Annotated in this window: 48 protein-coding genes; 45 read left to right on the top strand and 3 right to left on the bottom strand. The window is 28.6% G+C overall.

The window, feature by feature from the left end; translation table 11 throughout:
* Positions 1-289 precede the first annotated feature (289 nt).
* From ACQKNX_RS07995 to ACQKNX_RS07975, 5 genes are all read left to right on the top strand, one after another.
* Positions 290-700 (top strand): hypothetical protein, encoded by a 411-nt coding sequence (locus ACQKNX_RS07995; RefSeq protein WP_427428427.1) that lies wholly within the window; start codon positions 290-292, stop codon positions 698-700.
* 42 nt (positions 701-742) lie between these two features.
* Complete coding sequence (locus ACQKNX_RS07990; RefSeq protein WP_427428426.1) at positions 743-1,291, top strand: hypothetical protein; 549 nt, start codon at positions 743-745, stop codon at positions 1,289-1,291.
* Positions 1,292-1,416: 125 nt separating this feature from the next.
* Positions 1,417-2,556, top strand: coding sequence for an ATP-binding protein (locus ACQKNX_RS07985; RefSeq protein WP_427428425.1), 1,140 nt, complete (start codon positions 1,417-1,419; stop codon positions 2,554-2,556).
* Positions 2,557-2,724: 168 nt separating this feature from the next.
* Positions 2,725-3,225, top strand: coding sequence for a hypothetical protein (locus ACQKNX_RS07980; protein ID WP_427428424.1), 501 nt, complete (start codon positions 2,725-2,727; stop codon positions 3,223-3,225).
* Positions 3,226-3,517: 292 nt separating this feature from the next.
* Positions 3,518-4,735: a hypothetical protein gene (locus ACQKNX_RS07975; protein WP_427428423.1), complete on the top strand. Its 1,218-nt coding sequence runs from the start codon at positions 3,518-3,520 to the stop codon at positions 4,733-4,735.
* Positions 4,736-4,844: 109 nt separating this feature from the next.
* Here ACQKNX_RS07975 and ACQKNX_RS07970 read toward each other — a convergent pair whose 3' ends face one another.
* Positions 4,845-5,624, bottom strand: coding sequence for an HNH endonuclease signature motif containing protein (locus tag ACQKNX_RS07970; protein ID WP_427428422.1), 780 nt, complete (start codon positions 5,622-5,624; stop codon positions 4,845-4,847).
* A gap of 188 nt (positions 5,625-5,812) precedes the next feature.
* On the opposite strand from ACQKNX_RS07970, the gene ACQKNX_RS07965 reads away from it, so the two are divergent.
* Genes ACQKNX_RS07965 through ACQKNX_RS07935 form a run of 7 tightly spaced genes read left to right on the top strand, consistent with a single transcriptional unit; the run spans position 5,813 to position 8,533 of the window.
* Complete coding sequence (locus ACQKNX_RS07965; RefSeq protein WP_427428421.1) at positions 5,813-6,001, top strand: hypothetical protein; 189 nt, start codon at positions 5,813-5,815, stop codon at positions 5,999-6,001.
* A 36-nt stretch (positions 6,002-6,037) separates the two neighbouring features.
* A complete protein-coding gene (locus ACQKNX_RS07960) occupies positions 6,038-6,433 on the top strand; it encodes a hypothetical protein (RefSeq protein WP_427428420.1) in 396 nt (131 codons plus the stop codon).
* Between the two features lie 33 nt (positions 6,434-6,466).
* Positions 6,467-6,712, top strand: coding sequence for a hypothetical protein (locus ACQKNX_RS07955; RefSeq protein ID WP_427428419.1), 246 nt, complete (start codon positions 6,467-6,469; stop codon positions 6,710-6,712).
* A 16-nt stretch (positions 6,713-6,728) separates the two neighbouring features.
* Positions 6,729-7,184 carry a hypothetical protein gene (locus ACQKNX_RS07950; RefSeq protein WP_427428418.1) on the top strand — a complete coding sequence of 152 codons (456 nt, stop codon included), beginning with the start codon at positions 6,729-6,731 and terminating at the stop codon, positions 7,182-7,184.
* A gap of 46 nt (positions 7,185-7,230) precedes the next feature.
* Positions 7,231-7,533, top strand: coding sequence for a hypothetical protein (locus ACQKNX_RS07945; RefSeq protein WP_427428417.1), 303 nt, complete (start codon positions 7,231-7,233; stop codon positions 7,531-7,533).
* A 50-nt stretch (positions 7,534-7,583) separates the two neighbouring features.
* Positions 7,584-8,153 carry a hypothetical protein gene (locus ACQKNX_RS07940; protein WP_427428416.1) on the top strand — a complete coding sequence of 190 codons (570 nt, stop codon included), beginning with the start codon at positions 7,584-7,586 and terminating at the stop codon, positions 8,151-8,153.
* Positions 8,150-8,533, top strand: coding sequence for a hypothetical protein (locus ACQKNX_RS07935; RefSeq protein WP_427428415.1), 384 nt, complete (start codon positions 8,150-8,152; stop codon positions 8,531-8,533). Before ACQKNX_RS07940 ends, ACQKNX_RS07935 begins: the two co-directional genes overlap by 4 nt.
* Positions 8,534-8,625: 92 nt before the next feature.
* Here ACQKNX_RS07935 and ACQKNX_RS07930 read toward each other — a convergent pair whose 3' ends face one another.
* Positions 8,626-9,426: an abortive infection family protein gene (locus ACQKNX_RS07930; protein ID WP_427428414.1), complete on the bottom strand. Its 801-nt coding sequence runs from the start codon at positions 9,424-9,426 to the stop codon at positions 8,626-8,628.
* A 169-nt stretch (positions 9,427-9,595) separates the two neighbouring features.
* Here ACQKNX_RS07930 and ACQKNX_RS07925 point away from each other — a divergent pair, with 169 nt between their 5' ends.
* The 4 genes from ACQKNX_RS07925 to ACQKNX_RS07910 all read left to right on the top strand — a co-directional run bounded on the left by ACQKNX_RS07925 (position 9,596) and on the right by ACQKNX_RS07910 (position 10,848).
* The gene (locus tag ACQKNX_RS07925; protein ID WP_427428413.1) at positions 9,596-9,793 is read left to right on the top strand and encodes a hypothetical protein; all 198 of its coding nucleotides are present in this window, start codon (positions 9,596-9,598) and stop codon (positions 9,791-9,793) included.
* 36 nt (positions 9,794-9,829) lie between these two features.
* Positions 9,830-10,066, top strand: a complete 237-nt coding sequence (locus ACQKNX_RS07920; RefSeq protein ID WP_427428412.1) for a hypothetical protein — start codon at positions 9,830-9,832, stop codon at positions 10,064-10,066.
* A gap of 38 nt (positions 10,067-10,104) precedes the next feature.
* The gene (locus ACQKNX_RS07915; protein ID WP_427428411.1) at positions 10,105-10,350 is read left to right on the top strand and encodes a hypothetical protein; all 246 of its coding nucleotides are present in this window, start codon (positions 10,105-10,107) and stop codon (positions 10,348-10,350) included.
* 297 nt (positions 10,351-10,647) lie between these two features.
* Positions 10,648-10,848 (top strand): hypothetical protein, encoded by a 201-nt coding sequence (locus tag ACQKNX_RS07910; protein ID WP_427428410.1) that lies wholly within the window; start codon positions 10,648-10,650, stop codon positions 10,846-10,848.
* An 8-nt stretch (positions 10,849-10,856) separates the two neighbouring features.
* On the opposite strand, the gene ACQKNX_RS07905 is transcribed toward ACQKNX_RS07910, so the two are convergent.
* Positions 10,857-11,159, bottom strand: coding sequence for a helix-turn-helix domain-containing protein (locus tag ACQKNX_RS07905; RefSeq protein ID WP_427428409.1), 303 nt, complete (start codon positions 11,157-11,159; stop codon positions 10,857-10,859).
* Positions 11,160-11,471: 312 nt separating this feature from the next.
* Here ACQKNX_RS07905 and ACQKNX_RS07900 point away from each other — a divergent pair, with 312 nt between their 5' ends.
* From ACQKNX_RS07900 to ACQKNX_RS07760, 29 genes are all read left to right on the top strand, one after another.
* A complete protein-coding gene (locus tag ACQKNX_RS07900) occupies positions 11,472-11,738 on the top strand; it encodes a hypothetical protein (protein WP_427428408.1) in 267 nt (88 codons plus the stop codon).
* Between the two features lie 260 nt (positions 11,739-11,998).
* On the top strand, positions 11,999-12,199 hold the full coding sequence (locus tag ACQKNX_RS07895) for a hypothetical protein (protein ID WP_427428407.1): 201 nt from the start codon (positions 11,999-12,001) through the stop codon (positions 12,197-12,199).
* 189 nt (positions 12,200-12,388) lie between these two features.
* Complete coding sequence (locus ACQKNX_RS07890; RefSeq protein ID WP_427428406.1) at positions 12,389-12,883, top strand: hypothetical protein; 495 nt, start codon at positions 12,389-12,391, stop codon at positions 12,881-12,883.
* 84 nt (positions 12,884-12,967) lie between these two features.
* Positions 12,968-13,465, top strand: coding sequence for a hypothetical protein (locus ACQKNX_RS07885; RefSeq protein ID WP_427428405.1), 498 nt, complete (start codon positions 12,968-12,970; stop codon positions 13,463-13,465).
* A 48-nt stretch (positions 13,466-13,513) separates the two neighbouring features.
* Positions 13,514-14,233: an MBL fold metallo-hydrolase gene (locus ACQKNX_RS07880; protein ID WP_427428404.1), complete on the top strand. Its 720-nt coding sequence runs from the start codon at positions 13,514-13,516 to the stop codon at positions 14,231-14,233.
* A gap of 261 nt (positions 14,234-14,494) precedes the next feature.
* Complete coding sequence (locus ACQKNX_RS07875) at positions 14,495-14,686, top strand: hypothetical protein (RefSeq protein ID WP_427428403.1); 192 nt, start codon at positions 14,495-14,497, stop codon at positions 14,684-14,686.
* Positions 14,687-14,722: 36 nt separating this feature from the next.
* Positions 14,723-14,929: a hypothetical protein gene (locus ACQKNX_RS07870; protein WP_427428402.1), complete on the top strand. Its 207-nt coding sequence runs from the start codon at positions 14,723-14,725 to the stop codon at positions 14,927-14,929.
* A gap of 241 nt (positions 14,930-15,170) precedes the next feature.
* Entirely contained in the window at positions 15,171-15,509 is a 339-nt protein-coding gene (locus ACQKNX_RS07865) for a YolD-like family protein (RefSeq protein ID WP_427428401.1), read from the top strand.
* Complete coding sequence (locus ACQKNX_RS07860) at positions 15,502-15,855, top strand: aconitate hydratase (RefSeq protein ID WP_427428400.1); 354 nt, start codon at positions 15,502-15,504, stop codon at positions 15,853-15,855. Before ACQKNX_RS07865 ends, ACQKNX_RS07860 begins: the two co-directional genes overlap by 8 nt.
* 121 nt (positions 15,856-15,976) lie before the next feature.
* On the top strand, positions 15,977-16,198 hold the full coding sequence (locus tag ACQKNX_RS07855; protein WP_427428399.1) for a hypothetical protein: 222 nt from the start codon (positions 15,977-15,979) through the stop codon (positions 16,196-16,198).
* Between the two features lie 152 nt (positions 16,199-16,350).
* Positions 16,351-16,656 carry a hypothetical protein gene (locus tag ACQKNX_RS07850; RefSeq protein ID WP_427428398.1) on the top strand — a complete coding sequence of 102 codons (306 nt, stop codon included), beginning with the start codon at positions 16,351-16,353 and terminating at the stop codon, positions 16,654-16,656.
* Positions 16,657-16,796: 140 nt separating this feature from the next.
* Complete coding sequence (locus ACQKNX_RS07845) at positions 16,797-17,222, top strand: hypothetical protein (protein WP_427428397.1); 426 nt, start codon at positions 16,797-16,799, stop codon at positions 17,220-17,222.
* A gap of 35 nt (positions 17,223-17,257) precedes the next feature.
* Positions 17,258-17,590, top strand: coding sequence for a hypothetical protein (locus ACQKNX_RS07840; protein WP_427428396.1), 333 nt, complete (start codon positions 17,258-17,260; stop codon positions 17,588-17,590).
* Between the two features lie 37 nt (positions 17,591-17,627).
* Complete coding sequence (locus ACQKNX_RS07835; protein WP_427428395.1) at positions 17,628-17,840, top strand: hypothetical protein; 213 nt, start codon at positions 17,628-17,630, stop codon at positions 17,838-17,840.
* Positions 17,841-17,851: 11 nt separating this feature from the next.
* On the top strand, positions 17,852-18,250 hold the full coding sequence (locus ACQKNX_RS07830; protein ID WP_427428394.1) for a hypothetical protein: 399 nt from the start codon (positions 17,852-17,854) through the stop codon (positions 18,248-18,250).
* 39 nt (positions 18,251-18,289) lie between these two features.
* Positions 18,290-18,487, top strand: coding sequence for a hypothetical protein (locus ACQKNX_RS07825; RefSeq protein ID WP_427428393.1), 198 nt, complete (start codon positions 18,290-18,292; stop codon positions 18,485-18,487).
* Positions 18,488-18,522: 35 nt separating this feature from the next.
* A complete protein-coding gene (locus ACQKNX_RS07820; protein WP_427428392.1) occupies positions 18,523-18,849 on the top strand; it encodes a hypothetical protein in 327 nt (108 codons plus the stop codon).
* 94 nt (positions 18,850-18,943) lie between these two features.
* Positions 18,944-19,279: a hypothetical protein gene (locus ACQKNX_RS07815; protein WP_427428391.1), complete on the top strand. Its 336-nt coding sequence runs from the start codon at positions 18,944-18,946 to the stop codon at positions 19,277-19,279.
* A gap of 32 nt (positions 19,280-19,311) precedes the next feature.
* Positions 19,312-19,494, top strand: a complete 183-nt coding sequence (locus ACQKNX_RS07810; protein WP_427428390.1) for a hypothetical protein — start codon at positions 19,312-19,314, stop codon at positions 19,492-19,494.
* A 36-nt stretch (positions 19,495-19,530) separates the two neighbouring features.
* Complete coding sequence (locus ACQKNX_RS07805; protein ID WP_427428389.1) at positions 19,531-19,797, top strand: hypothetical protein; 267 nt, start codon at positions 19,531-19,533, stop codon at positions 19,795-19,797.
* 49 nt (positions 19,798-19,846) lie between these two features.
* Positions 19,847-20,260: a hypothetical protein gene (locus ACQKNX_RS07800; protein ID WP_427428388.1), complete on the top strand. Its 414-nt coding sequence runs from the start codon at positions 19,847-19,849 to the stop codon at positions 20,258-20,260.
* A 40-nt stretch (positions 20,261-20,300) separates the two neighbouring features.
* Positions 20,301-20,822: a transcriptional regulator gene (locus ACQKNX_RS07795; protein ID WP_427428387.1), complete on the top strand. Its 522-nt coding sequence runs from the start codon at positions 20,301-20,303 to the stop codon at positions 20,820-20,822.
* A 44-nt stretch (positions 20,823-20,866) separates the two neighbouring features.
* Positions 20,867-21,037 (top strand): hypothetical protein, encoded by a 171-nt coding sequence (locus tag ACQKNX_RS07790; protein WP_427428386.1) that lies wholly within the window; start codon positions 20,867-20,869, stop codon positions 21,035-21,037.
* Positions 21,038-21,291: 254 nt separating this feature from the next.
* Entirely contained in the window at positions 21,292-21,417 is a 126-nt protein-coding gene (locus ACQKNX_RS07785) for a hypothetical protein (RefSeq protein WP_427428385.1), read from the top strand.
* Positions 21,418-21,491: 74 nt separating this feature from the next.
* A complete protein-coding gene (locus tag ACQKNX_RS07780; RefSeq protein ID WP_427428384.1) occupies positions 21,492-21,827 on the top strand; it encodes a hypothetical protein in 336 nt (111 codons plus the stop codon).
* Between the two features lie 57 nt (positions 21,828-21,884).
* Positions 21,885-22,301, top strand: a complete 417-nt coding sequence (locus ACQKNX_RS07775) for a hypothetical protein (protein ID WP_427428383.1) — start codon at positions 21,885-21,887, stop codon at positions 22,299-22,301.
* A gap of 31 nt (positions 22,302-22,332) precedes the next feature.
* On the top strand, positions 22,333-22,527 hold the full coding sequence (locus ACQKNX_RS07770) for a DUF7167 family protein (protein ID WP_427428382.1): 195 nt from the start codon (positions 22,333-22,335) through the stop codon (positions 22,525-22,527).
* A gap of 48 nt (positions 22,528-22,575) precedes the next feature.
* The gene (locus ACQKNX_RS07765) at positions 22,576-22,770 is read left to right on the top strand and encodes a hypothetical protein (protein ID WP_427428381.1); all 195 of its coding nucleotides are present in this window, start codon (positions 22,576-22,578) and stop codon (positions 22,768-22,770) included.
* A gap of 73 nt (positions 22,771-22,843) precedes the next feature.
* Positions 22,844-23,473: a hypothetical protein gene (locus ACQKNX_RS07760; RefSeq protein ID WP_427428380.1), complete on the top strand. Its 630-nt coding sequence runs from the start codon at positions 22,844-22,846 to the stop codon at positions 23,471-23,473.
* The last annotated feature ends 96 nt before the right edge of the window (positions 23,474-23,569 follow it).

The raw sequence follows: 23,569 nt of genomic DNA, 5'->3' as shown, positions 1-23,569 counted from the left end.
TAGTAATCGTGTCTAGAAAGATTGCATTTTAGTCTTGAAAGGTTGCATGAAATACGACTAGGGAATTTAAAGGCTTTGTGACAATACAAAATAACAGTATTGGATTGATTGACTATGTATTATATTTTCAATGGATTTTGCAATCGATATAACGTTAAATAATAAAGATTTAAGGCGTTATATTGTGTAGAGGTATAAAGTGTCCAGAAGTAGTAAAGACCGTCTTAAATCAATTGGAATTAATGTTGAAATTACATAAAATATAAATATTAAAAAAACGGAGGAAGATATGAATTATAAGATTAAACAATATCATAGGTTTATTGAGCCGATTTTATATACAACCCCATACATTGAGTATGGGAATCCTATTCAAGTGTTAGAGCAAATAAAGCATAGCGAGAATAAAGATATTGAATTTGAAAGTAGCTTACATTATCAAACAGGTGAAATTATTGAATTAAACGAGTCTCAATTCGAGATTGAACGTGTAATTAAACCAATAGATGATACTGATTGCATTGTATTGATATTGGAAGATGACGTAGTCTATTGTGATGATTATCATCAGAAGTCTAATCAGATGATTACAGACTTTAAATTAAATCATATGAAAAATAAAAATGGCGAATGTAAGATTGATAACAATTTAAACCTTATAAGTAAAGTATCGAACTTCATTAAGCAGTATAAAAGATAGATTTTATAAAAACAAATATATAAGTAAAGAAGGAGAACTGTAATGACATTTAAATTGCCAAAGGAATATGAAGAAAAATTGAAACAGGAAAATGAATTGAAGTATGTGTTATTCGAAGATGGGTCAAAGAAGCATGTATCTGAATTTGATAACAAGAGTATTTCACCAGACGAATATCAAACTTTCAGGATGAATTCTTATGCTCGAAATGAGATTTATCCTAAATTAACAAACGAAACATTACTTGAACAGGCGGAGTATTACATTTCACAATGTCATAAACCATATATGATTAGTACATATAACGATGCAATTATTCATTTAATTTTACCTGAATTGTTGAAACGCATTAAAGTAAATGGTATGAAAGATAGCAAAATCTACAAAGAATATGTCAGTTCAGGTTGCAAATGTACTTTCGAGGAATATTTATTTGAAAATTATAATCTAATGGAGTTCTATTTTGAACAAAGTGAATCTTGGGCAGATGAATTAGGTTCTCTGATTTGTGAAATATATAGGAGTGGGTTATTAAAAGATACTAAATTTGAATCAAAGCTAAAAAGTGTTCATACTGCATTAGATGTTTAATAAAAACTGAATATTATAGTACAGATTGTCATTTGCATAATAGTATTTATGAATCTCTTGAATTAATGTATGATAGATAGAATCTGTATAAAGAATACAATAAAAAAGATGAGGTAAAGAGAAGAATGCTTAACCAATTAATTCAAGAGTTTATATCGCTGAGACAAGAGGGGTCATATTGGGATTTTAAAAAAGAATGGTATGCAAATGAGAAAAAATCTGATTTACTTCACGATATAATTTGTATGGCAAATAATATAGATAACAAGGATGCTTACATAATCATAGGGATAGATGAAGAAAATAACTATTCAGTAAGAAATGTTGTGAATGATGCAAATAGAAAAAACACACAAATGTTAATTGATTTCTTGAGGAACAAGAAGTTTTCAGGAGGAATAAGACCGGTAGTCCAAGTTGAGACAATTATCATTGATAATGGGGAAATCGATGTAATTGTTATAAAGAATACTAATAATACTCCATATTACTTGAGTGAGAAGTATCAAGGGGTATTCGCTAACAATATTTACACTAGGGTAATGGATACAAATACGCCTAAAGAAAAGTCCGCAGATATACATCATGTAGAATACTTATGGAAGAAAAGATTTCGATTAATTTCAACTCCTTTGGAAAGAGTTGAATATTACTTGAAAAAATCAAATGAGTGGATTCATTCAACTTCTGGAATATCATCAAAGAAATACTATAAATACTTTCCTGAGTTCACGATAGAGCATATACGGGAAGATGATGTGTATGGGTATGAATATTATTTATTTAACCAAACAGATACAAGACCTCGTTGGTATGAAATAAAACTATATTATCACCAAACTCTATTATTTGCTACAAGAGGAGTATCTTTAGATGGAGGAAGATATTTCACTTCTATACCTTTTACTGACGGTATTTCATTAACAAGTTGTCATGATTGGGATATTCCCTTTAAATATTTTATTAAAGATACATTAGAATACACTATTCATGAATTTTACTTTAGTCCCGATGGAGATGAAAAATCAACATCTCATAGAAAATTTATGGAATGCATGTTAGTTTTTGATTCAGAAGATGAGAAGGAATCGTTCAAAGAGTACGTTTTATCTGTTTGGCATGATAATCACAAGTATTCACAAAGTATTCGGATTCCGCATATTCCAGAAATCATGAGTTATATAACAGATGAATTTAAGAAAGAATATAAAAATGTTCAAATATTAAAAAATATATTTGAAGAATTTAAGCTTAACAATTCATAAAGTATACATTGAAGTGGTAATGTACAATCACATACTTGGAGTTATACATGGAATAACTAAAAACTAGAGATTCATTAAAACTTTAAGTATGTGATGAATAGAGAATATTATAAGATTATATAAAAGTGATTTATTATGAAATTAAATACATAAACAAGGAGAATCGGCATGAAACCATCGACACATAAGAGGATTAAAAGTATTAAATCAAGTTTACGAAATACATATTACAAGGCTGTGTATCCGTTAGCATGGGTAATTGATAAAGTCGAGAAATACAAATATAAGCGGTTGAAGCTAAATGCAACTCCAGAATACGTTGCTAAATTGTTATCAAAAGATATTTATAAGTACATATGTAAAAGTAGTTATGGTAATGACGTATATGTGGTTATTGCTGATTATGTTAATAGAGAAAATTACATTGATCCATATAGAGCAATTGAATACTTTACAAAGTTTAAGTCAAAAGCAAGAAAAGTGGGTAGGGTATTGGAACGTAGAGATGTTAATGAGGATTTCTTTAAATTGGTCATGGAAGAATTCAATAAGATAAATATATATACTTTTGTAAATATAGTAGATAAACATAAGCAAGATAAATGGGATATCAAAGGATATAAATATACATATCATTTTGGAGTTAAGGAGAACAAAGTTATTGAGTAGAAAGGGAAAACCAGTAGTACAGATATCATATTACAATAACAGAATAATTAAGGTGTGGGATTCAGCATCTGTAGTAAGCGAAGTATTGGGAATTAGTCAGTCTAATATCTCAGGTATGTAGAGGAAAGCTACGAAGTGCAGGGGGTTATCAGTGGAGATTTAAAGACATATTACACATTTTATTTAATTAAATACATATTATAATAAAGTTATTAACATTTTTATAGAATATTAGTTAAATCATTAATTATTTAGTATAATTGTTTAAAAATTAAAAAGGATGATTACTATTTTGATTTATATAGAATCAAGATTATTTTTTAAAGAAGGGTTATTTGATTATTTTATATCACAACAAGAAAAAGTTAAGAAACTTATTTTAAAAGAAAGTGAAGAATATATTCTAAATATTGGACAAGAGCAGTATATTGATTATTTATTCTACGAAAATAAAGTCCGCACGATAGAAGTTTTAGAAGATTACATATATGCTGAAGAAGAGGAAGAGTCACTACCATTAGGAATGAATAGTTCTAATTATTTATCCGCTGAGGATAACGTAGTTATTATTTATTATACAATTCCATTTGAAGGTGATGAAATGTTTCTTAAATACGCATCATCAAAACGTTTTAAACCCACTCTTAAAGCATATGCAATTAATAATAGGATAATTAAAAGATATATTCTTGAGAAAGATTATTTAGAAGTCGAAGATGAGTTTCAAAAGTTTAAAGACAGTTTACTTACTCAAGTTAAAAGTTTAAATCATGATATAAAAGTTTATAATTCTTTGATTAGAAGACATATATCAGAAACTTTTGAGGCAAGAAAAGAAGAGCTTTTAAAAAGAAGAAAACAAAAATCGCAATTAGTTATACCAATCAAAAAGAAAACAAAAACATCCGACACTTTTTTAATATCTAATGTAGAAGTTAAAAAGAAAATTACCGTAAAACCAAGAGGAACAGAAGAAAATTTTCTTCCAGAACCGACATTAGATGATAAGACGTATTATGACATATTAAAAATAATACATGACATGGGTAGACAATTTGAAAGAATGCCATCTGTTTATAAAAATAAATGTGAAGAGGATTTACGTGATCATTTCTTAATGTTATTAGAACCACATTATGACGGCACTGCCTCAGGTGAGACATTTAATAAAAGTGGTAAAACAGATATTTTATTAAGGCATGAAGGAGTTAATGCATTTGTAGGCGAGTGTAAATTTTGGAGAGGTGAAAAGTTTTTCTTAAAAACTATTGATCAATTGTTGGGCTATTTAACTTGGAGAGATTCAAAAACTGCTATAATAATATTTGTCGAAAATAAGGATTTCACAAGTGTAATTGAAACAACTAAGGAATCAATACAGGCTCATACAAACTTTATTAAATTTGTTGATCAAAAAGATGAAAGCTGGTTTAATTATATTTTTCATTTAAACGGAGACAAGAACAAAGAAATTAAAATCGCAGTAATGTTATATCATATACCAAGTTAAAGTAGAGAAGGAGAGTAGCTTAAAGAGTTACTCTCTTTGGTATCCAATAAAAGGATAGTATTATTTAAATATATTAAGGTGAGTAACTAATAAAGCTACTCACCATTTTTTAACGGATTTTATCGTATAGAGTCTGAATAAATTCTTGTAATTTATCTTTATTGAAGTCTCTATAAATACTTAAAATGATATGAGAATCGAACGCAAATGACCATCCATCCTTATATTTTACTGCAAGATTAATATCTTCACTTGGATCAATTATGTATCCTTCAGAATCTGTACTTAAATTTCTCCAATCGCAACTAAAAATTATAAATTTGTCGTCTATTAAATTTTGAATTTCATTAATATAATCAGGATTTATTCTAATAATTTTTGATACATTTATCGCATTATTTTTCTCGTGATTTTTCAATAATTTAGTTAGAACTAATTGCTCACGTTCGGTTAAATCCAAAAACTTTACAATAGCTTCCTTAAACAGATCGTAATGACAACTAATTTCTAGTTCTTTGTAATAATTAAAGAGTTTTTCTTCATTGAATTCCATATCTTCTAAATCATTATATACTGATGGTATAGAAGGGGTATTTTGCCTTCTACTCTTAACTGTTTCATACCAATCATCCCTATACCTAATTACTAATTCAGCATTTAATTTTCTTCCGAAGCCACCTTTAATCATTGTTTCATCATGACATTGTAAACAAAGTACTGCTAAATTGTCTAAATCGTAACTATTTGATGGATCGTCATCAATGTGATGGGTTTGAACAGCCTTTCGAGGCTCTCTACATTTACAACAAGTACTATCTGATAAAAACATTGCTTCATTTGAAACATTTTTGGGAACTTCAATACGATCTATTTCTTTCTTTTTCGCCATAAATAAAACCTCCATCTTAAATAAAATATAAATTCTAATCTATATAAATAGTATTATACATAATTATTAATAATATACATCAATATAAATAATGAAACAAATACATAAAAAGAGTTGAAATTATTATTTAACGATGTTACTATGATTATAAGAAGTAGAGATACTAAATTTTAGGAGGATGTGTTTTAGTGGAGAATCAATGGACTTTTACAGAGGTAAATAACGTAGAGTGGGTACACGAAACATTTTATAGTAAAGTTGATGCAATTTGCGAAGGTAAGAAAATATTTAAAGGTAAGGATATAGTAGTGGGACAATTAAAGATACATAAAGGCAATTTTTCTGTAGAAAATCAAGAAATTATAAAAGTTAATTAAAAGAACCGTTTTATTAAAACTAAAGGAGAGATTAAAGTGAACAGTACAGAAAGATTTAAAAAAGTAATGGATATTTTGAAAGAATTCGATTTGGGTAACAGTCCAATTAATCATAGCTTCTTTGATAAGTTATCAGAAGAAGAAATGGACAATCAAGGCTTAATTAAACAAACAGTTAACAAGTTACTTTCTTATCAAGAAAGAGTAAGCCTTAATACAAATACATATCCTGAATATGTTATGCAGAATTTAAGACAACGAAGAGGTCTTGATAAATATGATACATCACTAGATGATCAACTAAGTAAAATGTCAAAAGATAATGCATTCAAAGAGGTTGTGAACTGGAATGGTTTATTAGGAGGATACGATTACACTATAAAGTCATGGGTTAAAGATATCTACGGAGTAAACTTAGATGACATTAAGTAAAAGAGGAGTTTTATTAAAAGGAGGTAATTTTGTTTGATGACAGATCAATTACTTAAACAATTATTAGAAGATGCAGGTAAGCCTAATTTAATCATTAATGAAGCTAAATATGGATTCATTGCTTATTTCAGAAAGTCTCCTGAACGTGTAGGTATTGGTAAAACTAAAATTGAAGCATTAGACAACCTTAAAGAATTGATCAATGCTCACCAAAAGACGATTGATACAAGTGGTATTGAAGAGTTAAACAAAAGACACCGTAAACTATGGAATTATTAAAAGGGGAAAATACATAATGTTAGAACGAATCTTTACAGATAAAGCAGGACAAGAGCTAATAGTAAAACATCGAAAATCAGCAGTCTTTTTCGAAGGGGAAGTAGACGTATCAAAACCAAATTCTAATGGTGAAAAGCATAGTGAATATATCTGTATCAAGGAATTACGTAAATTATACAATTTTACAAAGGAGGATTTTGAAGAATTCATAATGTATTGTGAAAAGATAGCCAATGAAAGTTGGTCTAGCTTCGAACCAAAAGTGGCTGATAGCACGGGCGCTGATTACGATGATTATTACGATAAAGAGTTTGACAATAACGGAAGCCTATCTATTCGAGCAGGAATTATTAGTATAGAAGCACCGTATACTCAATTAAAATCCAATGGTGATATTGTACGATATATCAAGTTCAATAAAAGAAAGTTTGAGTCGTTTGTATTTGATTTACGTAGATCTGTATCTAAGTAATTAAATAAATTGATTCTATTATTGAAATGAAAAAGGAGATATTAATATGGATGGATGGAAAATATTAAAATGCCACAATTGTAACTCAGATGAGCTTTATTATGAGCGAGGAGAAGTTAGTGCAGAAGAAAGAATTTGCGATTCATGTAGTTATTTACGTACGGCGATTAATTATGACGATATTGATAAAGCTGACCATATTTTAGAAATCATTGGAGCAGAATTAGAAAATGCAAATTGGCACTCAGCGTGTGAAATTCCATATGAATTATATAATGAAATTACTGGTGGTAAAGATGATTTAGAATTAGCTAGAAAAATAGCTAAAGTATTCTATAAAAACATTTGAATAATAGTCACGTTTTATATAAATAAATACAAAAAAAGGAGGAATTAATAATGATTTTATTAGAATTTATCTTTACGTTGTTTGTTATATCTTTATTCGTAGCAGTAATTGAGGTTGTTGCAAATTCAATATTTGGTAAATCATTTATATTGAGCGCATTAAAAGCTTTGAAATCTGTAGGGTACAAACTGTTTAGTAAGAAAAATGCTTTTAGCATGTTAAAAGAAATTCAAAGACAAACAGAAAAATATACTGATAAATACAGCATTTGGCATGATAAGGTTAGTAAATTTCAATTGCATTATTATTATGAGATCGAGAAGATAGTTCAATTTCTAGAGAGTAGTAACGATGAGACGCTAACGGAGTTCAATTACACTTATAAAGAAACAGTACATACGATTTTTAAGTTAATGAAGGAATCAGAATTTGTCGTTACTAAAAAGCATCATGGAGAATTGTTAGGGTTATTGAACCAAATTAAAGAGGATGTAAAAGACATTCATGAAATTTCAAACAGCATAAAAGTTACAGAAAACAACGAAATGATTGGAATGGAAATGGACTTTGTTAAGAAAATGAGAGAGAAACGCCAAGGGTTAAAAGGTGATGGATTATGAACATTAAAGACAATATAGATGATAAAGTTCTAAGTCATGTTGCAAATGAAATGAACATTACAGAAGATTTATTAATTAAAGTAGTTTCAACAGATTTACATAACGGAGCAATAATGCTATTTATAATCGTACTAGGCTCTCTATTCGTTGGCATCTCGTTAGGAATATTATCATATTTTAGATTTAAGAAATACAATAATGACTTTTTCGCTGAACTTTTTGCATTTGCATCAGGAGTGATTATATTTATGTCAATCTTAATTTTTGCGCTTACTGGAGGTTACTCTGATGAAAGAGAAGTCTTATACAATAATGATTTTGCTGTTGTAAAAGAAATTAATAGAATATATAAAGAGTCTTTTAAGAGTGAACAGAATTAAATAATATATTTGTATTATTAAATATACATATTGAGTTTAAATGACGTAGCAACCAATAATTCATTTTCCATGTAGTTGGTTGCTACAATTTTTTAAAATATTGTATTAACAGTTCCACTTTCTTCAATTTCATCAATAAATTTCAATAATGATATAACATGATTACAAATTAACTTACTTTCACTTTTATTTAGAATCACATTATCATGTGCATAACTCTTATCATTTCTAACATTATTAAAGTTATTCAATATGTTTGTATTTGTTTTTAATATCTGCACTGTCATTTCTGACTGTATGTTGTAATTCACTTCTATATGTTTGCGATACAAAGCCATTAATGTATGGAGTGCATCATCCTTTTCAAATGATAAATCATGCTTCTTACATAACTCTCTGAAAAACTTTACACTGAAGGTATGTAATCTGTCTAATGCTAACTCTGGATTGTTTTCTTTCAACTTGTCTTTAATTTCATTGGTTAACAAATTTATTGCTTTAGTATTTACTACATCTATTGATGAGAAAGTATCAATATCTTCAATTACATTACTACGATCTATTAATGTAGATATAATTATCAAGCATCTGTCATATAAACGTAGATCTTCTTCACTAATTTTATGGTCATATACTTCATTTAAATTGTACCAGTATGCAATTAAATCTTTTAAAAGTTTCTGTACAATATAATCATTTTCCTTCTCCAAAAATAAGCGTAATCTTTTGGCTTTTGACATTGAAACCGTATATTCCCCATCAAAGATATCAATTCCAGTTGACTCTACCACAAATCCCCTGAAGCTTCTATCGTTGAAATTTAAAACATATCCTGTTTCCATTCCAAAGAGTTTTTCAAATAAAATTCTATCAGTACTTTTCAAAGAGTTCATTTAATATCCTCCAATATTTACTAATAACTAATACATATTATTATACATAATAACAATACAATAAAGATGAAAAGGTAAATAATTTTAGTTAAATAAATACATAATAAATATTGAATAATAAAATTTAATGTGATAATATTTAGGTAGATCAAATAAGGAGTGATTCAAAGTGAATGAAAAAGATCGAATTAAATACATAAAAGGACTATCAGAAAATGGTTTAATGCATGAGATTAATTATCAGGACGTAAGATTTTTAATTAATATAGCAGAAAGGTTAGAACAGGTTGCGAATGAGTTTAATCCTATATTCTCAGAAAGTCAACAAGGTGATTTGGCTGAAGCATATAAAGAAGTAATTAAATGAAACCAATATTTTATTTAATTTTAGGAGGAATAGAAGATGAACGATAGGGTTAAGAAGGCGTTAAATTTATATCTAGATGATTCAGAATGGGATTCTAAGCATGATCTGAATTATAAATTACAATGCTTAATGATAGACCATTTACAGACTTTAAAAAGAGGTAGTTGGAAAGGTAGTTTTGGAAGAGAATTTTCTATATTTGATGAAATGGATTTCATGGATATGATTGATTTAATCGTTGAGATAAGAGAAAAGGAACAAATAGTTAATTAATATCATGCTTTTATTTAAAAAAGGGAGGAGAAAAAAAGGTGGACATTCTACAGATTGTGACTGAATTAAAAAAGGTAATCCCGAAAGAAAATTTTTACATAGAGCCTGAAACATCAAAGAGTAAATTAAGTGAATTTGAAAGAAAATATAATATGACCACTTATGAATTTGTGAATTTAAAAAAGGACATATCGAAGATTGATGAAGATGAAAGATGGGAATGGTTAGATGCATTAGAGACTTATTGTTTTTTCGGAGGGATTGTAGAGGGTATAAATGATTAATTATATAAAGGAGTATGTGTATGGGTTATATTAACGAATTTTTATTGCATACCAAGAAATTGAATGAAGATAAAGCAAATCAATCATACGAAGAATTAAAGTTATATTGCAAGTTTCATAATCAACAATTAATATCCTTACCAAGACTTTTAGAGAAAGTTGAAAAAGTCAGATTGACTACTGTACATAATTACGATGAGTCATTACAAATTGTACTGAATGAATTAATGCCATACAGATATTCATATTAGATAATACTAAACTTTTATGAAAGGATGATTGAAATAGCTAGAGGATTTGATTATACAACAACGTTGGGTGCATGTTGGTCTAAACGTGAGAATGATTTTAATATTTATTTCTTATCCAAGTAAAACAGATGGTTGGGTAATGCATGATTTATTAAGAAACGATGTATTTAAAGAATTTAAAGATGAAGTCAAAGAGCGAGGATATGATATTGAGACACTTAGAATTTCTGTAAAGTTAAAAAAATGAGAAAGAGATTAATCCATCTCATTTGTTAATTTACTAAGTTCATCGATAAATTTCAATGTTAATTCTTTGATTTCGTCATCATGATTATTCACAGTGCGTCTATCAGTTTCAATACCAAGAATAAAATCAGAAGAAACATTAAATTTAGTGCAAATATCTATTAACACATCTAAACTAGGCTGTCTTTCATCACGTTCATACATACCAATAGTACTTTCGGCAAGACCCAAGATATTTGCAAAATCTTTTTGAGTTAGATTTTTAGTTTTTCTAAGATATTTTATGTTATTGCTAAATCTACTGATGCTCATTTTAACACCTCAAAATAAATTATAACACAAGAAAGGACAATAACTTATGATGTATCGAAGATTAAGGTTAATAGCTATGTTTAAGTACGAAAAGCGATTAAATGATCGTGATTTAAATATAGTTAAAACTATGACGAAATTTCAATCACCCATTATTATTGGAAATAAAGAACAGGTGAATATGTATTATGATCTTAGTCATTGTTACAAAAAGTGGTATGTTAAGCACAAAATAAACTTTGTTGATTTTGAAAGAAAATGAACTATTAAGTTAATTAAATAAAAGTATTATGAGAAGGTGAGGAGATCAAGATGGTAAAGGAAATTATAGTAAAAGTAGAACAAGAATTTAAGGTATCGCTTGATATGAATAAATACAATAGTGAGAATCTCAAACAGTTAAGCAGTTATTGGGGATATGATTCAGACTTCACAGATGAGGAAATTATCGAAGAAGCAGTAAAAGACATTGTTCATAATTATCTAAATAGAGGCTACCATGATCAAGATTTAGAAGGATTTCCGATTGACGGACAACAATGCGAAATAGCCAATACACATGTTTATATTGAAGAATAATATAGATTTATTATTAAAAATACATAATAAAGGGTGATTATGTTGTTACAAATCGGAGATACATTGATTGCGGAGTATACAGTAGGATTTCCTGATTACGTCACTAAAGAAAAAGAGTGAGGTTGTTGATTTCAATAGTCAAATAAACACATTTAAAATAATTAATGATCAAGGGAGAGTTTGTTTGCCAGTATCGTCTTCGTATAAAAAGTTGATTAAATAATATTGGATTTTTATTAAAAAAAGATGGAGATGTTTTTATGAAGGATTATGAATTAGAAGTATGTAATGCTATACAACATGATCTTAAAAAATTAGGTCATGAATGGGAATTGGATTGGATTTATAGTTTCTGGAATGAATGGTCTGAAATGTTATCGGCGGGGTGGTTAGGGTATCGACAAGGCGATTTAGAAATATTGAAAAGAGCAATCGATTCTGTATACGTAAAGATACTTTGAATTATATTACTCTTTTATGTACTGAATTACGTCATATAATCAATATATTTCTTGGGAAATTATTATAAAACAGTCATTTTATAAAATTAATAAAGACCTAAAAAGATAGAAAATAATTGTTGTATTGTATGTTGTTTCTAATTTTAATTCATTACCTTATAATTAGATTAATATATCGGAGGTAATGTTATGAAAATGGAAATTTATTTATCGTTGTTATCAGGTTTAGTGGGTACGCTTATTGGAGGATTTATAACATGGATAACAACAAGATACACTTTAAGTAGGCAGTTTAAAGAAGAACGAAAAAAATTGATTTCACAGGAAAGGAAAAGCGAGCTAATTGCTTTGAATTCAGTGAAAAAAGAAATTGATTTTAATTTGATTGAATTTTCTAATATTGAAAAATTATTAAAAGAAAACGGACTCGATTTTATTGATTTTAAAGCTAATAGTTTTTTAAGTATATTAAAGAAAGAAAAATGGGATAAACATAGCGATGTAATTGAAATGATTGATGAGATAGAATTCTTAGGTAGATTACAAGCATTCTACATGAATATATCCCATGAGATTACAAAACAAGTTACAAATCTTGATAGGGTCAGAAAGGGAATTGAAAATGGATTGTCTTTAAGTAATGACATTGAAACCTATTTAGATAAGTGTAAAAAAGAGAGATGAACACAAATACATCTCTTCTTCTAAAATGATTAATTAATTATATAAAAACAAAGTCTTGTTAAATACATAATTGGAGGAATTAGTATGACTAACTATACTGTTAAAGAAGTTCATGAAATTATTTTAGGATATGTGTTAGAACAAGGGGAGTCGCTTTGGGAGGAGTTTGAAGGTAATTTTGATGGTAAACAAGAACACTATCTTGATTTTTTAGTATCCAAAAATTACATTAGCTCAGAACAAAAATCGAATTGGTTAAAGAATCGTGAATTCGCAGATGAGTTCGAATATGAACACATAGAAGCTATGACTTATATGAGTCATGATGAATTTCCGTATGATTTAATGGAGGATAATGATGTAATCAAAAGCAATTTTAAGTTAAACATCGAAAAAGCGAAAGACTTGAAATTAATCAATGTTCCAATTTTTATTGAAGCTGAAGATGTAAATGGGTTCAATGATATCTATTGGAATAAAGTATTATTAATTATCGCTGAGTACTTACAAGAAAATCTAGACTTATACGGTGAAAAACTTTCTGAATTAGCTGACGTTGTTAATTATTATAGAGGAAATTAAATAAAACGAGCCTATTATGAAATTAAAATAAGAAATGGAGAGAAATTAATGCTAAAATTTATCGGATCAGGAAGTGCATTTAATACAAAACTAAGTAACAACTCATCTTATTATAAAGAAGGTAATCAGATGTTGCTTATTGATTGTGGAAGTAATATCTTTCAACGAATTAAAGAGAATAACTTGTTAGAAGGTATTGAGCATATTCATGTACTGGTAACTCATACTCATGCTGACCACGTAGGAAGTCTAGCTGATTTAATTTTATATACATATTATTCTCATGGAGAGTTCGCAAAGCCTAAAGTAACTGTTTATTCGCCATTTGATACGGGTTTTAGTGAGATACTACGATTAAACGGATGTACGAATACCATTCATCACAATGAACACTCCATTGGAGGAAGTCATATGGTTGAGGTTATTGAAGGATTACATGTAGTCTTCCATAGAAATAATCATGTAGATGAACTATTCTCTTATGGTATCGAGTTAATAAGTCATAATAACAGAGTCTGGTATTCTGGAGATAGTTCATCGATTGACGATAAAAGATTAATGCTAATTCATCAGGAATATTATGATATTGTATATGTCGATACGTGTAAGGCTGATTATGAAGGAAATGTCCACCTGTCATTGAATAAATTAGATAAATTAATATATAACGACGTTCGTAACATAGTGTGGTGTATGCATTTAGACGAAGGATTTATTCGTGAAGAGGCTTTTGCATTAGGATTTAATGTTGTAGTTAATGAATTTTAAAAGGCGAAGAGGGTGAATAAATGGTTAATCATTTTGTTGGATCGAAACAGCAAATGAAAGTAAAGAATATCATTGATAATACTATGAGAATTATCATGCTACCTGTTACATTCCCATTATTTATTCTAAGGTGGTTAGCATATAACATAGAGGAGATAATGTTTGGATTAGACAAATACATATATGAACCTTTTATCACAAAAGTGTCAACATGGTTAGCTAAGAAGTTTTAATTACATAAAATAAGAATAGAGGTTTACCATGGACAATATTGGAATAGATGCAATTAAAGGTATGAGTAGTTTGAATGTGTTAAGACGAGTTAGAAAAATGCTACATCATGAATATGATTTAGTGAAGGATATACATGATGTAGATAGCAAAGGTAAGCAAGAAATGATGGATAAGGTGCTTAAAGAGTTCAGTAAAATCGAAAATGAGTATTTATTATAAAATGAGAATATTAAATAAAAGGAGATAAATACATAAATGAAAATTAGAATAGTGAAAACAAGAGTATTAGCAGACGCACTAGTATGGCTAGGGTTTGAATATACTAAAGATGAAGAAGATAACTTTATTTTCGAAAGAACTCCTCATTTTGACCGTGCGTGGAAGGACTTACATTATGTGAGGTCATGCTATAGCAGGTATAACAAGAACAAATTAAAGGTTGTGAAATATGAAGAAAACTAAATACGAATGGCTAAAGTATCACATAGAACTATCATTAAATCATACATATGAGAACGCAAGATACAATAAGAAGGCAAGGCAGAAATCAAAGCAGAGGTATATGAGAATTTACTTTACTTTATCGATGGATTAAAGAATATTAAGAAGGAGAAGATTTCATGACATTTCTGGATATTGGTATTGTATATTACAGAACAAATGTTCTATAATAAATACAAACGATAATTGAAGGAGTGTTATTATGATTGATGATCGTGGAAATATGAAGTGGACATCATTGATGCTACCAGAACACTTAGATAAACTTAAAGAATGGAAAAAGGAACAGTTTTACGATACTAAACGTGTACTAACTGAATGGGAATTTGATGAAATCGAACAAATCATACAACGTTCCTATAAGATGAAAGAACAAGTTAAATTAACTATTTGGAGTAACAATAAGTTGTATGACGTAATAGGTATCATAACAGGAACCGATATTTTAAATAAAGAATTATTAATTGAAACTGACATCTCAATCAAACGCATCACATTTGATCAATTGCAAAAAGCCATGATGGTAAATTCAGATGATTAATCCAGAGCAACGTCAGCTTGTGCACAAATTTTTATTGTTAGAACTAGCTGTGAAATCATTACAAATTGATTACCTGAAGGTAGAACAGTTTAAGTTGAGTAATGTATTTCTGCCGTTAATGGATTCATTATTAAAGGATTTACGTAACAAATGCTTTAATCTTAAAAGACAGCTTACACAACAACGCATACGAATAGTTGGGTGGACTAAAATTGATGAATACTTTAGTGATGTAAAGATAGCTACAGCAGGAAATGATGTAGAGTTAAGATACGCTAATCAAGCATTGAAAACGAATGTAGAAAACCTACTGAACGATCATATAAATAAGAAAATGAAATTGTAATTGCCACTCACTGTTATATGGGTGGCTTTTCATTTATTAGTTCAAAATAAGTGATGATTGAATTAAAATTGAGTATGATAGATATTGAGTTTTAATTCAATTTCGAAAGGCGTTGATTCAATTGCTAGACATTAAGTATGTTGCACAGTTTGCAGATAATTTTTTTATAAGTTCATATATGGAGAGTAGTATTACAGATAATATTGAAGATGCCACTTTATATAACTCTGAACAGGAAGCGCAATATGACATATGGTTAGGGCAATATATGTATGAAAATAATTATGAAAGTTTTAAACTTAAAAAAGTAAGAGTAACGTCTACGTTTGAAATAATAGAATAAGTAATTTGTACTGAGTACTTTGGAGAGGGTCGATATTGGCTCTCTTTTTTCTTATTCAATAATATTTCCCTTTTATAAAATTAGCGCTTTTGGTATAATATTGGAAATTGAAATGAATGAAGTTATGTTCGCCATGAAAGGGTGTAATAAACGTGTTTGAAACTTTTATGAAACAACAACAGGAAAGAAAAGATCAATTAGAGTTAATGTTTCCAGAGCAAATTGTTAAAGAATTTTCGTTGTCTTTATTAAAAAAGATTGGTCATATTTTAGATATTCCATCTTATAACGGTAAAAGTAAACGAGAATTGATACATGCGATTATTACAAAACAAGATGAATATGATGGTAAGTTTGATCCAGTCTTCTTTTGTGTAATTGAAGATGATGTCTGCAAATCACTGAAGTTAAATAAAGACTGTGATTTTTATCAATATATGATTGCGAATGAAAAGTAGGGAGTCTTAATTGACTCTCTTTTTTTGTATGTTCATAGAAAATTAAATAAAGAAATACATAATTTATACTTGTTTTTATGTAATTATTCAATTATACTTAGGTTAAGAAATCAAGTATTACTAAAAAATAGGAGGTAATAATGGTGATTAAATTTAGAGGCATGTCTATTGAGGAATTAGCTAATGGTGGAAAATGGCTTTATGGTAATTTACATATTAATTATGAAGATAAGTTAGCGTATATTGATGATGTTCCAGTTCATTTTGAATCTGTAGGTCAATACATCGGAAATTGCGATATGGTTGATGATGATCTATATGACGGAGACATACTTGAAGTAACAAATGGCTCAACAGATTCATACAAAAGGTTTTTAGCTCAAATCCACCGTCATGATTCATCTTTTAATTTAGTTCATCCTATTTATGTTAATACTATAATTGCGGAACCAGTACCTTATTTCATAAGAAATACTGGTAAGAAACTAGGTAATATTCATGAACATAAACATTTAATAACTGAATGGAAAGAACGTATTGAAAAAGAAAATGTAAATCGCATTTAATTATATTCGTATTTTAATGAAAGGGGAGAAAAGTTATGATAGTAGCACATCTAATCGGTGGTAATGAAATTTTAGGGATTAGTGATGGGACAGTGATTATTAATGAAGAAAAACTAAAGGTGGGTTATCGAGATTTAGCTTATGTATGTGGAAGTATTTCATTAGGAGACTTAGATACTAGTATTACTCCATTGCGTGATTCTGAAGATGTTCAGAATGATTATATTAGAATGGTAAAAAGATTTGATGACACTTTAGGTGGTGAATTTGTTATAAGTAACTACCTTACAAAAGAAGTTTCGTACAGTTCTTATGAGGTTGATTTCGAAAACCGTACGTTGGTATTGAAAATTGATATTTATGATTAAATAATAATTCGATTTTATAAGAAATAGGGGGCATAGAATGAGAAAGTATCAATATCAAGTTCATAATGACTATATTAATTTACTTGTAACAATTCCGATTGAATCTGATGAGTGGGCGTTAAAATTCGCTAGACGAACTTCTCTAGATTTTTATGACGCTAAAGAACATCATGTTAGCAATCTTAAAGTAGTATATATCTGTTCATTCCTTGATGAATCAGTAATCAATTTAAATTTATTAAGTAAATAAGGAGGGTAAATATGAGTTTGAATTATAAAAAAGAACGTTCAACCTGTGGTTCAGGAGGATGTATCACATGTCCGTTTTCACAAAATGAGGATGCATTTTATGCTGAAAATACAGGATGTCTTCCATCAGTAAATGAAATATTAGAACTACCTGAAAAACGGAATGTAAATTGGGGTTGTCATGGAGAAGTAGGGGTTGTATGCGGAGGATTTGCTAAAGATTATAAAAGGTTAGGGAATAAAATTAATAAAGAGTTACCAATAGTTGATTTTGATGAATTTACACATCTAGGAATGGATACCGCTATTGCATTGGCTAAAGTCAGAAAAGGAATTAACCCTTTAAAAGATGAACTTAGTAAGTATAAAGGGTATTATACGGAATTGAATTACTTTGATTACGATAAATAAATACATAAAACAATATAAATATAGAATGGAGGAATGATGTTGAAGAAAAATATAATTACACAAGAAACTGCGGTTCAATTAAATCAGGCTAAAAATGTAATTTGGAGTGCTATGAACTCAATAATCAAGAAGCAAGGATATAGCGATTTAACTTTACACCTAGAGGGTTCTTATTATGAAATAAGTGACATTTTAAATAACTCAGAAGTGTTAGTTGAGGAGTGTAAAACTAAATAAAAAGTTGATATTATCAAAAATTGGAGGTCTTACGTATGAGTGAAAAAGCATACTCAGGTGACGTAATAGAAATTATTAAAGAAGTCGTTGGTAGAGTACAAGTAGGCGAAATTCACACAGTAGATATGCGCCAGTCTGATATGGGAGCATGTGACGATAATGTGTTAATGACAGAAACAGAGTTAGTTTTATTTGATGATGAATATAAAATAATCGAAAAGAATAATAAAATTCATGACAAGTTGGAATTAGAAAACTATTTATACAAAACTAATACTCAATTACTACATGATTTTAAATGGGGTTCACAGGGGGAGTCAGATTTTTTGAGATTCATGAGGATAGTTAGAAAATTATATTAAATAATATAACGGTATCATCAAAAAAAGGAGATGCGTAGAGATGTTTGAACATAAATTACATCCCGAATTGAATTTAAATGAAGTGTTTCAATTTATGCAAGAATTCAAATGTGATTTTATTAATCGTTTCTGTGAAATTATCATTGACGAACCTACTAATACATATGTTTCAATCAACGAGTGTAAAAGTATTGAAGACGTCAAAGGACGTATTTTGATGTCAATGTGCAGACCTATTGGTAAGGGGTTAGAGTTAAGTCATGCTAATCGATTACTTGAACGATTTAATACATATTTCAATTCTGAATTAACACGAGAAGACATGCGTAAAATTTATACAGAACTATGTTACAGCAGTAAATTAGAAGAGAATAAAGACTTCATTAAACGTGGATTTCCAGTACATGAATTGAAAGATGATGAATACTAATAAATAACAAACTTACAGGGGGGAACGAATTAATGGCTAAATATAAAGTAGTTTATAAACATGATGTAACACACACGTATGAGGCAATTGTCGAAGCTTATTCAGATGAGGAGGCGTTCGATAAGGTTGATCAAGGAGATTTCATTTCAGAAAAAGAAGTAGGTTGGCAGGGAATTGAAGTTCGTCCACAAAGTACAGAATTAATAAAGGATTAAATAATAGAACGCTTTTATGAAAGGAGAGAAGCTGAAGTGCTATTTTATTTAATTAATAAAGGGGAAGTAATAAACGATAAAACGGTTCTGAAAGCCTATGATTTAGATATTCAGGAGTTTGGCTCTGCGAGAAAAACATTAACAGTAGAAAATATTATTAACATCGATGATAAGCTATACGAAGTTTACGATTATGTTTATTCAAATTTACATAATAAAGGAGTTTATGTTATCCGTCCATATGTGATGAATTACTACAATGCAGTAAAGAATAAAAGTCTTGATGTTGAAGCAGTTAAATAATAAATAATTTCATTTTATAAAAGAAAATACATAAAAGAGGAGAATGGATATGGGCATTTTACACAATATCGAACTACACGAGGAAAGCGTAAAATATTTAAATGAGGTTTTCAATCAATATGAAGAGATCAAATATGATTCAAATTTAATTATCATAAATCCATTAGTACATCTATATGGTACTCATGACACTAGAACTGTAGATGGTGAGTTAAATGGTTACAACGATGCTTTATTTATTACAATTAAAATTTACGATAAAGAAACAATGCAATTTATGCAAATTCATAATAGGGATGGTTTGGATTTTTACAACAATAAAAATGTCCATATTCAACAAATCAAAGTTTTTAAAGACGGAAGTACGCTTATTCAATTAACAGGGAATTATAAATTCGGGAATTGTCAGTCAGTAGATGTTTGGTCAGTCAATGGTTATGACTTAGAAGCATTCCGTTATTAAATAATAGTCGCATTTTATTAGAAAAGGAGTCGATATTATTATGATGAAAATTGAGTATTTAAAACCGTTTTATACAAAAGTCACAGGTAATAAACTACGTTTAGTTTTTGCTCATCAATACTTATCCATTTCAAAAGATAATGAGATTTTCCATTTCATTCCCATCGAAGGCAAAGAGATCATCGTTAACTTGGATACGGAACAAGTTGAAAATGTATCTGAGGTTTTTGCTTTCCAGAAGGATAATCGTTTTATTCGACTACCACTATATCAATTATTATTAATTACAAATATACATAGTTTTATAAACCCTATAATACATAAGGAAACAAAACCAATCATTGAATACTTAAATGATATAGGAGTTTCTGATAAATTAAAATTAACTACAAATGATCAGAAATCAAGAAAGTGTGAATATGGTATTCCTGACAAGTTTAAAGTAGAAACAACTAATTTGCTTTCTGAAATTATGAAGTTTAATAAAGAAAATTTAATTAATAAGTATTTAGATGATAAGAATTTTGATGGTTTAAATGATTTCATGGACATTCAATTTTAATAAAAGCCGTCTATTATGAAATTTTAGAAAAAAGAGGTGAATATATGGCTTACGGTTTATTCAGAGACGATAAACACATCTATACATATGAATGTAAAAGTGTAGCTGAAAAACAAGCTAAATCATTAGGTTATGGATTCTATGTAAGATGGTTAACGTTTGATGAGTATCATAAACGAATGAAAGAAATATATGTAGAAGGAAAATATAATTAAAATTACATAAAACAGATGTATCATTGAAAGGCTGAGTGATGATTTGATTCCAATAATAGTAGTTTTGTTGTTTACATACTTATACATTATTAAGAATAGAAGCATAATCAATATAAGATAAGAAAATTAAAGCGTAAATTCAAAGATTTCAGATATAGAAATGGATTTTATTGAGGAAATTTGAGGAGGTATTAAATGAACAAAGAAATGAAAGGTGAATTATTAGAAGATTTTAAGCAAGTATGAATGATTTTGTGTACAAGAAAGTTCAAATTGTTGAAGTAACAGAGTTTGATACCATCAAGCATACATATGCAGTTTATAAAAATGGTAATTTAGATTGGATTCCTAAAGACAAAATAAAGTTTATTGAAGGTTAATATGGGAGGGGAAATAGGTATTGAAAAGGATTTGTACTTTAGTTTTATACAGTATGTTACTAAGTGGTTGTTACATGACTGACCCAATATATCGTGAATATGGGATAAACAGTGGAGTTGTAATTGATAAAGAAGAATTGGAAGAATGGGGAGAATATGAATGCGAGGCAGTTTCAGCAGGAAAATCAGTATACTATGAGTTGTTTTATCATGAATATGAACCTAGTTACACGTTAACACTTAAAGATAATGAAACAAAAGATAAAATTATGATTTATGTTAAAAACTTTACATACGATTACTACAATATTGGAGATACATTTAATCTATATCAAGGTATATCTACTGAACCAATTTATAAAACTAGAACTACTACCGAGAATGAAAAGAAAACGCAAAAAGCATGTTAAGTGATCAATTAAATAAATAAATAATAGATGTTTTATAGAAAGAGAGTGGTGTATAGAATGAACGATAATATTTTAACTGAAAAAATAATCAATAAAGTATATGGAGATTCAATTAAAAATTATAAAGAGTATATAAAAGCAGAAATCCAAAAAGTAGTTACTTTGTTACAAAGAAAATTAGAAAGAGAGGAAGTGCAACGTGAAATAGAGATTGAAAGAAGAGATAAATTAATAAAAGAAGGAGCGAAATGGTTTAACTTCTCGACATTACCGATCAGCACTACAGGTTTTGAATTGATGCAATATGAATCTTTATTGAGGAATATTGATGAGTGGAATATTTTAGATATAGATATTAATTCTTATGAAATGTTAGATATAAAAGTTAAAAAATTACATAATTTATTTATTGATAAAATGGTAGAGTCAGTTGCAAATAAATTAATCAATGGTGAAATTATTTGTTTTAAATAAAAGAGATATATTAAAAAATGGAGGTAATTATATGAGTAGAAAAGTAACATTTTCAGTAAGTACAGGATATGTTGGGAGTAGACGTGAAGAAACTTATAAATTAGAAGATTTAGGAATAATAGAGTCTGAGTATGAAACAGAACAAGAGTTAGAAAAAGCGGTAGGTGAAGCTTATGAGGAATGGATATGGGAGAGTATCGATTCAACATGGTATTTTGAAGATTAAGCAATAGGAGTCTTGTATTGAAAATATAGAAATTAGAAAAGAGGAATTATGATGGATAGAAAACTTATGGACTATATTAAAGCAGAAAGTCAATGTAACTATGCTGATATTTTAGATTACTTTAGTGAAATTAACAACTTAGGTAGCGATAAATTAAAAGCTGATGCATTAGGAGATTTAGTATGGTTTATCGCTAACACAGAAAACTTGGATGAAGATGAATTCGAAGCTTTGTGGGGATAAGTTTAATACGAATTTAAATCTTATAAAAACTAAATATTATAAAAGAAAATACATAAATAAGGAGTTTGATGTTATGTGGAATACTAAAGAAAAATCACGTTATCGGGAAATCAAAGAAGGATTATACATAGTTACTTTAAATGATATTGTGAATGGTGACATCATTATTCCCAAAGGAATTAATGGTAAAATCATTTATGCAAATAAACAAGTAGAAGCAGACATTTGGTTTAATGAAGTCTGGAAATACAAAAATAAAAAATGTTTAAATGTCGATACTGATTTCTTTAAACCTACGCAATTTAGAGGAGTTGTCTTAACAGTTAAAGCTAAGGATTTTGCGATTAAGTACAACTATGACAAACACAGTGACATTAAATTCGACGCAGTTAGATTAGAGGGAGTTCCTTATTTAGATTTAAGTAAAGTTAAATCATATGAAGGTCAATTTTATCGAAATAACGAGAAAGTAAAAGAGTATACGTTGGAGGATATAATTCAAAATATTGAAGATGGCTTTAGTGAATTTGTAAGCAAATTAGAAAGTCGTTCGTCAACAGAAGATGATAATAGTGATTTGGATTACGTATTCACAGATAAAGCTATTGAAGAATTCACTATTGAACAACAACGTATCGTAGATAAATTTATGGAATGTACGGGTATGTGGTACAACTTCTTAGGTGGAGCGATTGAAGAATAATTAATATTAATTAAAAATACATAAAATGGAGGTATTGAATTAAGGAATTGACGGTTAAAGACTTAATTGCAGAGTTAGAAAAACATAATCCGAATG

Source organism: Lysinibacillus sp. NPDC093712 (assembly GCF_050280025.1).
Classification (GTDB): Bacteria; Bacillota; Bacilli; order Bacillales_A; family Planococcaceae; genus Lysinibacillus.
The sequence above is the reverse complement of the archived record's forward strand: the minus strand, read 5'-3'. Positions and strand labels throughout refer to the sequence as shown.